General features: G+C 58.4%; 6 protein-coding genes and 1 pseudogene. All 7 read left to right on the forward strand.

Annotation, left to right across the window (positions count from 1 at the left end; genetic code table 11):
* The first annotated feature begins 436 nt into the window (after nucleotides 1–436).
* On the forward strand, nucleotides 437–2,062 hold the full coding sequence (locus tag WA354_RS17980) for a tetratricopeptide repeat protein (protein WP_472814402.1): 1,626 nt from the start codon (nucleotides 437–439) through the stop codon (nucleotides 2,060–2,062).
* 891 nt (nucleotides 2,063–2,953) lie between these two features.
* Nucleotides 2,954–3,217: pseudogene (locus WA354_RS17985) on the forward strand (carboxypeptidase-like regulatory domain-containing protein); the annotation flags it as partial.
* Between the two features lie 330 nt (nucleotides 3,218–3,547).
* Entirely contained in the window at nucleotides 3,548–6,535 is a 2,988-nt protein-coding gene (locus WA354_RS17990; protein ID WP_472814403.1) for an outer membrane beta-barrel protein, read from the forward strand.
* A 152-nt stretch (nucleotides 6,536–6,687) separates the two neighbouring features.
* Entirely contained in the window at nucleotides 6,688–7,734 is a 1,047-nt protein-coding gene (locus WA354_RS17995) for a tetratricopeptide repeat protein (RefSeq protein ID WP_472814398.1), read from the forward strand.
* A 2-nt stretch (nucleotides 7,735–7,736) separates the two neighbouring features.
* Nucleotides 7,737–9,611, forward strand: a complete 1,875-nt coding sequence (locus WA354_RS18000) for a tetratricopeptide repeat protein (protein ID WP_472814399.1) — start codon at nucleotides 7,737–7,739, stop codon at nucleotides 9,609–9,611.
* A 119-nt stretch (nucleotides 9,612–9,730) separates the two neighbouring features.
* A complete protein-coding gene (locus WA354_RS18005) occupies nucleotides 9,731–10,831 on the forward strand; it encodes a cellulase family glycosylhydrolase (RefSeq protein WP_472814400.1) in 1,101 nt (366 codons plus the stop codon).
* A gap of 16 nt (nucleotides 10,832–10,847) precedes the next feature.
* Nucleotides 10,848–11,893 (forward strand): aminotransferase class V-fold PLP-dependent enzyme (locus WA354_RS18010; RefSeq protein ID WP_472814401.1); only part of this gene is annotated, 1,046 nt, incomplete at its 3' end.

An 11,893-nucleotide genomic window follows, 5' to 3' on the forward strand; every position in this document is an offset into this window, starting at 1 on the left:
AAAACATCCGAGTACTTGCCGGCGACTGTGGCATCGTCAAAAACCAGAACGTGATTGGCATTCACGTACAGGCCGGTGATGGAGAAATTCGTCGATCCCGTCAGCACCTGAATCGGCGAACCGTTCTATGGGTGTCGTCGAACGAGTGTCGCCAGGAATTTGCTCTTCTGCTGCGGATTTTCTCACGTGCATCCGCCCGGTGCGTCTGAGGCTGCGTTGATTCGGCTTTTCACAGGATCAAACAGAAACGACAAATTGTGCCCGTTCTTATTCAACTGGTACGGCGCAGTTGAAAGCTGCGCAAAGCACGTCAACTTCACAGCCTCCTTTTCCGTCACGACCATTAGCAAGATAGAGAACGGCAGCGAAAGCTGGCGGAGTGCTGAGCCTGTCCCGCCTTCAGTCAGTTTGTTTTGCAGGAATCTGTTTTTTGGCCGTGTTGGTGTTGTGCTGGTCCCCGAAGGGCGTGCAAGCTCGCCCGGATAATGACCTGCGCGACCCGAACGCTGCTTGTGCGCCCTGTCATCGAGAAATCTACGAGCGTTACCGCTCCACCCCCATGGCAAATGCAAGCGGGCCCGCGGCAGACGGCTTTCTTCCTGGTGCCTTTGTTCACCAGGCATCAGGCGTGCAATACAGCGTATCCGACGATGCCGGCCGCATCTGGTTGAGTTACGAACGCGATAGCCCATCGCCCGACAAGGCGCTGAAAGGGCGGCAGGAACTGCGCTACTTCATCGGCTCGGGGAAGCGCGGCCGCACCTACCTCTTCGAGCAGTCCGGATACTGGTTCGAATCCCCGATCAACTGGTATGCCAAAAAGCAGATCTGGGATATGGCCCCGAATTTCCTTACTGCGCAAGAGATGCCGTTGACCCTTCCGGTGGACCCGGGGTGCCTGCACTGCCATGCATCCGACGTTGCGCACTCGTTGCCGGAGGCGCGAAACCTCTACGCTGGCGAGCCATTTGCCCATGGAGGCATTACCTGTACCGAATGCCATGGCGATGGCGATGCACATATTGCCACGAAGGGGAAGGCGCACATGCTGGATATCGACGCGCTTCAACCTGTGCAGCGCGATTCGGTTTGCCTCGACTGCCATCTTGAAGGCCAGACTGCTGTCGTTCGCAACGGCAGGGAGATGGAGAATTTCTTTCCGGGCGATGACCTGTTCGACTTCGCGCTATATTTCGTGTACCGGAATGAAAACGGCTCCGGCGGTCGCGCGACCAGCCAATGGGAGGCGCTCCTGCGTAGCGAATGCAAGCGGAAGTCCGGCGATCGACTGACATGCACCACATGTCACGATCCACACGGATCGCCTGCACCGGACGAAAAGATAGCCTTCTATCGGCAAAAGTGCCTGCAGTGTCACAACACAACCGGATTTGCTGAGAAGCATCACCCTGAAAACCTGGACTGCACGGCTTGTCATATGGCACGGCCGCCTTCCAACGACATTGCGCACGAACAGGTGACAGACCACTGGATCAAAAAGCGCATCAGCAACGCACGGCTGCCCCTGGCCACAAGCGGAGAACTGGAAACCGTCGGCAGCATGATTGCCGATGATCGCGACCTTGGATTGGCCTACGCCCAAATGGCGGCGCGCGGCAACCAGGCTGCGGGCCAGCGAGCGATGGCGCTGCTCGAGAGGGCCGAACACACCGAAAGCGGAGCGAAACGCGATCACGAATTGCACGCACAACTCGGATTTCTTTACCAGATGAGCGGAAAGTCGGACGCCGCCATCGAGGAATATCAAATTGCGCTCGAGGCCGATCCAAACAGCTCTCTCGCTGCGGGGGACCTGGCTCTGGCCAGGGTTGGTCAGCATCAGTACGCCGACGCCGCGCGCTTATGGAAGGCCGTCTTTGACCACGATCCGGCCCAACTGCGCGCGGGAATGAACCTCGCGGTGGTCGAGTGCGGACTGGGAGAGCGCGCGGCGGCCTTGGCGACCTTGGATCGGCTGATCGAGTTCGCCCCGGACAACCAGAATGCGAAAGCCATGGCCAGGGAAATTCGCGCCGGGGCTCAGAAATGCGGCCCTCGCTGACCCCCACCCCCCTGGGGGCATCCAGCCAGTCAACAACAACCGCACCGTCGATCGCTCCTCGGGTCGGGAATGCTATGCCTAAATCCAATCGCGGGGCGAAACTTCTTTAGACTCAGCTTCGAAAGGCCACGCGGGTCAATCTATCCATAGGGTATTCAAATCCCAGGGCCACCTGGAATTCCGAGGCTGTTCGACCGGCACCTCGATTGAAAGAGAGCCTTTCAGAATCAACCATTTGGTGGAGACAAAAGGCATCCACAGAGTTTAGAAATCTAGACGGTTCGGTGAACAAATAGGAGCGCACCTGTGACAATCCCGTCCCTGGGCTGCGTCCATATTTGTCATAGCAATATAGGGGTAAGATCTCCGATTTGTCTGTTTGCCAAAAGTCGAATTCAGCGGTGTTGCTCAAATTGCACGGCACATAGCCAATCTGCGCCGTTATAGCGACCATCCGAGTAAATCGCTTTATATGCAAGCTTTAGTGAGGTGAGTGAGGCGTATCACGCGGGTGAGTTTAGACGCCCTTTCCGTGGGTAAAGCTTTTCCGCCAATGACATATCGATTTCGCTCCCATCTGGCGTTGATTTTCGGCTTTTCACGTTGACAGCGGGGCGCCACTTTCAGTAAGGTTTCGATTTGCTCCGGAGTCTCTATATTTATCGCTCTCTATTTGTGTTCGGGAGTAGTGCCTCCGGGAATCGAGCGATCCTGCCACTGCGGCAGGGGAGCCCTGTAAGCCGACTAGTCGAAGTAGAAGAACGGGCCGGCAGAACTATCACAAGTTAAGAGATCAGAACAACGGCATTCTTTTCAGGAGACCGCATGAACAAGTTTCTTCGTACAGCACTTGTGCTGGCGTTTTTTGCCTGCGCAAGTTTGCTCTTCGTTATGACGGCCAGTGCACAGTCGGTTTACGGATCGATCTTTGGCACTGTGTCTGATGCGAGCGGCGCTGTCATTCCGAACGCCATGATTACCGTGACAGACGTGACTAAGGGCACGGTCGTTACGGTTTCATCGAATGCGGCGGGCGACTACAGCGTACCGCACCTTATCCCAGATGTGTACAACCTGAAGGTTGTGGCCAAAGGCTTCAAACCTTTCGAGACCCAGGGCATCACTGTCCAGGCCGACACGGCTCCTCGTATCGACCCCCAGTTGACGATCGGTTCAGATACCGGCACCACCGTTACCGTCAATGCCGATGCCGTACCGCTTCTGAAGACTGAAAAGGCAGACGTATCCACCGTTTTCGACCAGCAGCAGGTTTCCAGCCTTCCGGTCGGCGACCAGAACTTCACTAACCTTCAACTTCTGCTTCCAGGCGCCCAGATTCTCGGCTGGTCTCACGCCGCCGATGAAAACCCGCAGGCATCGCAGCAGATTCAGGTGAACGGCCAGGCATTTGGCGGAACAGCCTTCGAACTGGACGGCACGGACAACCAGGATCCGATCCTCGGAATCATCGTTATCAATCCTCCAATGGATGCGGTAACCGAAACCAAGATCACCACGCAGAACTACGATGCCGAGCTGGGCAAAGCCGTGTCGGCTGTCGTGACCGCGCAAACCCGTTCGGGCACCAACCATTTCCATGGCAGTGCTTATGACTTCCGCACGGGCAACGCTAACCTGGCCCGCAACCCATACAACCAGGCTCCTGGTCCGAACGCCATCCCTCCCGGATTGAAAAACCGCTTCGGCGGATCGATCGGTGGTCCGGTCGTTCGCGACAAAGGGTTCTTCTTCTTTAACTGGGAATCGCAGCGGCAGAAGGTGGGTACCACGGCCACCGGTTCAGTACCGACCACCCAATTGCTGAACACCTGCCTGGGGACAACAGTTGGTCCTTCGGGAATCCCGGGATGCGACTTCAGCCAATACGACGCGGTCTATCGGGCCAACGGAAACATCAAGTCAGGCCAGATGCTGACCAACAATACCGGTAATCCGGCGTATAACGCAGCGTTCGCGGCCGATGTGATTCCGACGGCGCTGCTGTCTCCGCAGGCTCTTAATCTGTTGGCGTACTTCAAGAACTATGCGCCAAACCAGGGCAACGCGGGGTTGCAATCGATTGAAAACAACTACTCGGCGGGCGGCACGGGACTATTCAATAGCAACTCCTGGGTTGTGCGTGGAGACTGGACCTTCAACGGGAAAATGCACGCTTTCGGGCGCTTCTCCCGGTTCTGGGATACCCTTTCGGGCAAAACGCTCTTCGGTGATGCCGGCGGTCCGGGCTTCGGCCTTGGCGGCTACGGCGGCAATTCCAACGGAGCCAACGACAGTCTTGCATCGGGCATGGATATCGCGATCAGCCCGAAACTGCTGACCGACTTCCGTATCGGCTACTACCGTTACAACGTCATCGATACCAAGTATGACCAGGGTGTCGAATTTGCGAACACCATCGGGATTCCGGGCATCAACACGGGCAGCAGCTTTACGTCCGGTGCGCCTGGATGGCAGATCAATGGTCTCGGCCCCAACAATGCGCTCATTGGCGGTGGTCTCAACATCAACCGCTGCAACTGCCCGCTCACTGAGAAAGAGAGCCAGTTCCAGGTCGTCAATAACTGGACATTCATCAAGGGTAACCACACCGTCAAGGTTGGTGTCGACCTGCGCTTTGCCAACAACCTCCGCGTTCCGTCCGATACGGATCGAGCAGGACTGATGACCTTCGGTGCAGGTCCGACCTCGGCCAACGGAACGAACGGCCTCGGCTGGGCAACGTTTGCGCTGGGCGACGTGGGCAACGGCACAAACTCTGCGTTCGGTCGCTATGTTTCCGTGTCAACCAACGCCAAGGAGCACCAGAACCGCACCTTCTACTACGGTCAGGACACCTGGCGCGTATCCAAGAACCTGACCCTGAACCTTGGTCTCCGCTGGGAGCTGTACTTCCCAGAGTCAGTCAATGCCAAGGGTAACGGGTCACTCATGAACCTTGCTGATGGCTACATGCACGTTGCCGGGTACGGACAGGTTCCGTCCGACATGGGCTGGACCATTCAGTTGGCCAAGGGATTCGATCCTCGCATCGGTGTGATGTACCAGGTGGACGACAAGACGGTCATTCGCGCTGGCTACGGCCGCAGCTTCGATACGGGCGTCTTCGGCTCGATCTTCGGCCACGTCGTCACGCAAAATCTCCCCGTTCTGGCCAACCAGAGCGTCGCTGCTTCCTCCTCGACAGGTACGGCGTTTACGATGGCTCAAGGTCCGCCGGCATATGTATTCCCGACGGTACCGTCCAGCGGTCTGTTGCCAGCGCAAGGGTATGCTGTCAGTCCGAAGGCTCGTCCTAACCCGCTCAATTTCCCAACGATCGACGCATGGAACCTGAGCGTGCAACGTGCAATCACTCCGACGCTGAGCATCACTGCTGCCTACGTCGGCAACAAGGGAACCCACACACTTGCTGATGGTGACGGCAACAACACTGACCCCAATGAATCGGCTCTCTCCCTGCCGGGTAGCTACAGCCCGACTGGTCAGACTTTGAATTGGGATCCAAATGGCCTGGATGGTGTACTCCCAGCTGGATACTCAGGCGGAGTCAAGAACGGCCTGTTCCTCAAGCGGTACTACGGCGGTACTCTGGCAGGCTGCAGAGACCCCAATTACGCCACACCAACCAACGAGGCAAACATTACACCTGGCATGTGCGGCTGGACAAACAGCATCAGCTACTACGGCGATGACCAGAACACCGAATTCAACGCCTTGCAGGTCTCGGTTGCGAAGACCTTTACAAAGGGTCTTGCTTTGAATGCCAACTATCAGTGGGCGAGTGCGTGGGACGAATCCAACCAGTATTGGACCTGGAACCACCATGTCGGTCACATGCGGGATAGCAACGTCCGTTCGCAGGTGTTCTCCAGCTACGGAAGCTATGAGCTCCCGTTCGGTCGTGGCAAACAATTCGCTCCTAACGCAAATGCGATTGCCAATCAGATCATTGGGGGATGGCAGTTGGCCTATGCGTTGAACTGGTCCAATGGGCTTCCGTTCACAGTCAACATGGGCGGCGGATTCGGCGCCAACCAGGATTGCAACCATAACACCGGTGGTTCCAATGCACCCTGCCGTCCGAATACCAGTGGACACATGAAGACTGGAGTCACTAACCCCGCCGGCAACGGATCCAGCGGGACAATCAGCAAAAACTTCTTCACCTCGCAGCCTCAGTTGTTCTCGTTCCCAGGCCTCGATGTGATTGGAAACGCCGGCGCCAACACCTATCGTGGCCCCTCGTTCTTCAATACCGACATGAACATCACGAAGACGTTCCCGATTCACGAGAGCATCGTAGCGATGTTCCGCACGGATGCGTTCAACGTCTTCAACCACATGAACCCAGGCGGTCCCGATGGCAACATCTTCGGCACCGGTCACATGACCGGCCTGCAGCCCGGACCGGGACCTCGTCAGCTAGTGTTCTCCGCACGCGTACAGTTCTAACGCGCGAGGAGCCGCAAATAACCTGGAGGGGAGCTTCGGCTCCCCTCTTTCTTTGTTCTGTCCCGCACCATGCCTTCGTCCAGGCAGCGGCTTGCTTTCGTCTAAAGCAGCAGAAGACTGCGCAGAGTTAAACTGGATTCATCAGGATAATCATGTTTCGTGTAATCGCAATTGCCTTTCTTCTGCCCGTTACGCTCAACGCACTCCCGGGACCGCTTCAGCAAAGCACCTCTCCTTCTGCGGATAATTCGGCTCCCGCCGTCACGTTTGAGACGGCCAGGGATCTTGCAGGCAAAGGCCGCCTCGACGCGGCGATGACCCAGCTGGATCAACTTGCCACACAGAGTCCGGAACCCGCCGGCGTCGAGCGTCTGCGAGGCATGATCTTTTACCAGCGGGAGCTGTTTCCGCAGGCAATTGATGCCTTCGCGAAAGCCGCAGACCAGGATCCCAACGACCACGAGTCGCTTGAGATGCATGGCGTGAGCCTGTTCCGGCTGGGCCGGATTCAAGAGGCGATACCGTTCCTCGAGAAAGCGCGTACCGGCGTGCAGGGAGCCAACGTCGATCCAAACTATGTCATGGCGCTCTGTTACGCCGATACACAGCGCTACGATGATGCCCGCCACGCATTTGCGGCGCAGTACGGGTTTCCGCCGGATTCCGCCGAGGCTTATCTGTTGGCAGGGCGTCTGTTCCTGCGTCGCGAGTTGCGGGATGAAGCTGGAGTCGAAGCCGCGAAGGCGATCGCATTGAATCCCTCTCTACCCCTGGCTCACGAATTGCTCGGCGAGGTCGCACTGTCAAGTGCAGACACTGCGGGCGCGATTCGTGAGTTCGAGGCTGAACGCAAAATCAATCCGCTCAATCCTGACCTTTACGATCGCCTCGGCGACGCCTATCTGCGCAACGGTCAGTACACAGATGCGCAACTGGCACTCAACCGGGCCGTCCTGCTTGAGCCGCAGGCCACCGGCCCCTACATTCTCCTCGGAGAAACATTCCTCAAGCTCAAGCAGCCCATCCAGGCAATCCACTACCTCGACCATGCTGAGAAGATGGACCCTTCTAACTACATCACGCATAACCTGCTGGGGCAGGCATACAAAGCGACGGGCCAGCTCGACGCCGCGAATCGTGAATTCAAACTGGTGGTCGAGCTTCAGCACCGCAGTGATCCAAAGCCGGCGGGGAAGTAGCGATGTCCGCTACCGCCTTCCGATTCAGGGCAATCCGATTCCGTCTGGCTCTCCGGGCACTCCTCTGCCTGCCCCTCATCGCTGCGGCGCAAACCGCAAAGCCGGTACCCGATGCCATCCGACAAGCTGACGCGGCCTTCCACGAAGGCTATGCGGCTCGCCAGAACGGCAATCTTGAGCTGGCTCGGACCAAGTTTGCCCAGGTAGTCCGCTTACAGCCGAACATCGCCGAAGGCCACGAAGCCCTGGGTGCCGTTCTGGTGGAAACGGGCAGACCTCTCGATGGCGCCCACGAGTTTGAAGTTGCAGCGAAGATCAAGCCGAGCGATGTGGGGATCGAAATGAATCTCGCCCTGGCTTACGTCCAGGCCGGCCGGGTCGATAAGGCAATACCTCATTTTGAGTCCGCCGCGAGCCTCTCGCAGCAGCCCGGACAAGCAGCGCTGGGCGCTTCGTTCTACGACGCATACGGTCACGCGCTGGCCTCAGCCGGCAAGCCGGATCAGGCTGCCCTGCAGTTCGTTGCAGAAGAGGCCATCACCGGGCCTCGCTCAGATCTTGAAGACGGGATCGGCACTCTCGAAGCACAGCAGGGAAACTGGCCAGAAGCGCAGCAGCGGTTCGAGCGCGCCATCTCCCTCGACAACTCGAATGTCCAGGCACGCATTCACCTCGGCCTGCTTTTTCTCGCGCAGAAAAGGGTCGTAGATGCCGTGAATACCCTGTCGACAGCAGCTGCCACGAATCCTCCCAACGCCGAGGCTCTGATGCAATACGGCCGCTCTCTCGCCGCTGCCGGGAAAGACGAAGACGCAGCCCAGCAGTTCAACGCTGCCATACGGACCGACCCGAAGCTCACCGGCGTGCAGTTAGACCTGGCAATGGCATTGCAGAGACTGGGCCGCCAGCAGGAAGCGATTCCGTGGTTCCAGAAGGCTCTTGAGGTGGAACCACACAATCCCTCGGCGCTCACCAATCTTGCCTTGGCGCTCACTCTCACCGGCAAAGGCAAAGAAGCGCTGGATTACTTCAAGCGCGCCCTCGCAGAGAGCCCAAACGATCCCACCGTTTACAAAGATCTGGGTGTCTGCCACATCCAGCTTTCCGCTTTCGACGAAGCGATCGTCGATTTTCAAAAAGGAATCTCGCTCGATCCGAATGATCCGCAGCTTCATTATGATCTCGGCCTGGCCTACAAGTTCAAAGACCGGCCGGAAGATGCGATCGCCGAGCTAAGCCGCGCTGGGCAGATGGATCCTAACCTGCAGGATCCTCCGTACACGCTGGGCATCCTCTACATGCAGCTAGGCAAGCTGGACGACGCGGTCATCGAACTAAAGAAGGCTGTAGCCCTGCGGCCTGAGAACGGCGACGCATGGGCCATTCTGGGCAGCACGCTCAAACAGGATTCGCGTCTTCCTGAAGCCGCTGACGCTCTCAGAAAAGCCATTCCCCTCCTTCCCGGCCAGCCCGGTCCGCGCGTCACGCTCGCCGGAGTTCTCGCAGAGCAGGCCGGCAATCTCAACGCCGAAGCCGATGCCGCCGAATCCGCCGGCGACACCGCGAAAGCCGCACAACTGCGCACCGAAATGAAGCAGCTGCGAACCGAGGCCGCTGATTACCGCAGAGAGGCAGCCGTACTCGCACAGGGCGCAGTCAGCCGCCAGCGCGCCAACTTCGCACTCAACGCAGGCAATCAACTGATGCTGCGCGGGCAGATCGCCGACGCCATCGCGCGCTACCAGGAGTCAGTTGCAGCGGATCCGACCTTCGCCGACGCGCATACCCAGCTCGCGATCGCATATGAACGCCAGGGCCGCGCCACTGAAGCGGCTGCCGAACGCACCAAGGCCGCAGACCTTAGCAAGGCGAAGTAGAATACTCCTTCGCTAATTCTCTGCACCAGGGGGCCCTTCTGAGCAACTGCAGCGCTTCATCCGTATCCCGTAAGACTCATCCACGCAGCTTCAATTCTTTTCTCGCCTGCGTTTTGTTCTTGTTCTTTACACTTGGATCCTTCGCGCCGCTTCATGCGCAGCAGCGCTGGACTGAAGCGCAGGCTAACGATTGGTACGCGAAACAGCCTTGGCCTGTGGGTGCAGATTTTCTTCCCTCCACGGCAATCAACGAACTCGAAATGTGGCAGGCCGACACATTCGATCCCTCCACCATTGACCGCGAACTGGGATGGGCCGAAGGCATCGGCATGAACACCATGCGCGTGTTCCTGCACAACCTTCTCTGGGACCAGGATCCGAAGGGCTTTCAACAACGCATCGACACGTTCCTCGCCATCGCGGCACGCCACCACATCCGCCCCGTGTTCGTCTTGTTCGACTCCTGTTGGGATCCCCACCCAAAGCTCGGGCCGCAGCATCCGCCTATTCCCGGTGTGCACAACTCCGGCTGGGTGCAGGCCCCCGGAGCCGACATTCTCGCCGACCCCGCCCAGTATCCGCGCCTTGAGAAATACGTCGAGGGTGTAGTCGGCGCCTTCGCCAACGACCCGCGCGTCCTCGCCTGGGATCTCTGGAACGAGCCCGACAACGGCAACGATTCCTCCTACATCAACGGAGAAAAGAAAAACAAAAACGAGATCATCGCAGAACTTCTGCCGCAGGTATTTGCGTGGGCGCGCTCTGCCCATCCCACGCAGCCACTCACCAGCGGCGTCTGGCACGGCGATTGGACCTCAACCGCTACGATGACTCCCATCGGCAAAATCCAGATCGACGAGTCCGACATCATCAGCTTCCACAATTACGGATGGCCTGAGGACTTTGAAGCCCACGTCAAGCTGCTCGAGCAATATCATCGCCCCATCATCTGCACGGAATACATGGCCCGTAACATCGGTAGCACCTTTGACACGATACTTCCTCTCGCGAAGCAGTATCACGTCGGAGCCATCAACTGGGGCCTGGTGGCCGGTAAGAGCCAGACGTGGATCCCCTGGGATTCCTGGCAGCGCCCCTACACAACAGAACAACCCGCGGTTTGGCAGCACGACATATTTCATCCCGATGGCAAGCCCTACCGCCAGCGCGAAGTAGAGATCATCCGCAGCCTCACAAGACCCGAGACCAGCGCGAAATAGGCAAATTTTCTGTTGTGTGCGGCGGCACGCAGCCCCTACATTGCTGGGTATGGATCTCAACAGCCGCCGCTCCTTCCTCAAGCAGGCAGCCACGCTCGCCGGCGCTTTCTCCATCAACAGCTTCTTTCAGCAGGCGCACGCCGCCGAGTTCGCCGCTGCGGGAGCGCGCATCGCGCACCTCAGTCCCGACGTTGCCGCGCAGGACGAGGACTACTGGAGCGTCATCCAGCGCGGATACTCCGTCAACCCCAACCTCATCGATCTCAACAACGGCGGAGTGTCTCCTTCACCCATCGTCGTCCAGCAGGCAGTCGAGCGCTACAATCAGCTCTCCAACGAGGGTCCGTCCTATTACATGTGGCGCATCCTCGACCAGGGCCGCGAGCCGCTGCGCGAAAAACTGGCGCAACTCGCCGGAACCAGGCCCGACGAAATCGCCATCAACCGCAACTCCACCGAGGCCCTCAACACCATCATCTACGGGCTGCCTTTGAAGAGCGGCGACGAAGTCATCGGCACCAAGCAGGACTACCCCAACATGATTCAGGCCTACCGCCAGCGCGCCATGCGCGAGGGCATTGTCTACAAGCAAATCAGCTTCGACTTTCCGATTGAAGACGACGACCAGATCGTTCGCGCCTACGAGCAGGCCATCACGCCGCGCACAAAGCTCATCCACGTCACCCACATGATCAACTGGGTCGGCCAGACCATGCCCGTGGCAAAGATCGCCGACATGGCGCACTCCCACAACATCGAAGTGCTGGCCGACGGCGCGCATTCCTTTGGCCTCATCGACTTCAAGGTCACCGACCTGCACTGCGACTACTTCGGCACCAGCCTGCACAAGTTTCTCTCCGCGCCCATCGGCACCGGCATGATGTGGGTGCAGCAGGACAAGATCGAGAAGCTCTGGCCGCTCACCTGCAACTCCAACCCGCACAGCGCCGACATCCGCAAATTCGAAACCCTCGGCACGCGCAGCTTCCCCATCGAGCAGGGCATCGGCGAAGCCATCAATTTTCACGAAGGCATCGGCTCGGCTCGCAAAGAGGAGCGCAT

Source organism: Occallatibacter sp., assembly GCF_049802275.1.
GTDB lineage: Bacteria > Acidobacteriota > Terriglobia > Terriglobales > Acidobacteriaceae > Telmatobacter.

Coding starts and splice junctions, on each gene's coding strand:
- WA354_RS17990 (WP_472814403.1), top strand. CDS start 3,548: ATGGATGCGGTAACCGAAACCAAGATCACCACGCAGAACTACGATGCC.
- WA354_RS17995 (WP_472814398.1), top strand. CDS start 6,688: ATGTTTCGTGTAATCGCAATTGCCTTTCTTCTGCCCGTTACGCTCAAC.
- WA354_RS18000 (WP_472814399.1), top strand. CDS start 7,737: ATGTCCGCTACCGCCTTCCGATTCAGGGCAATCCGATTCCGTCTGGCT.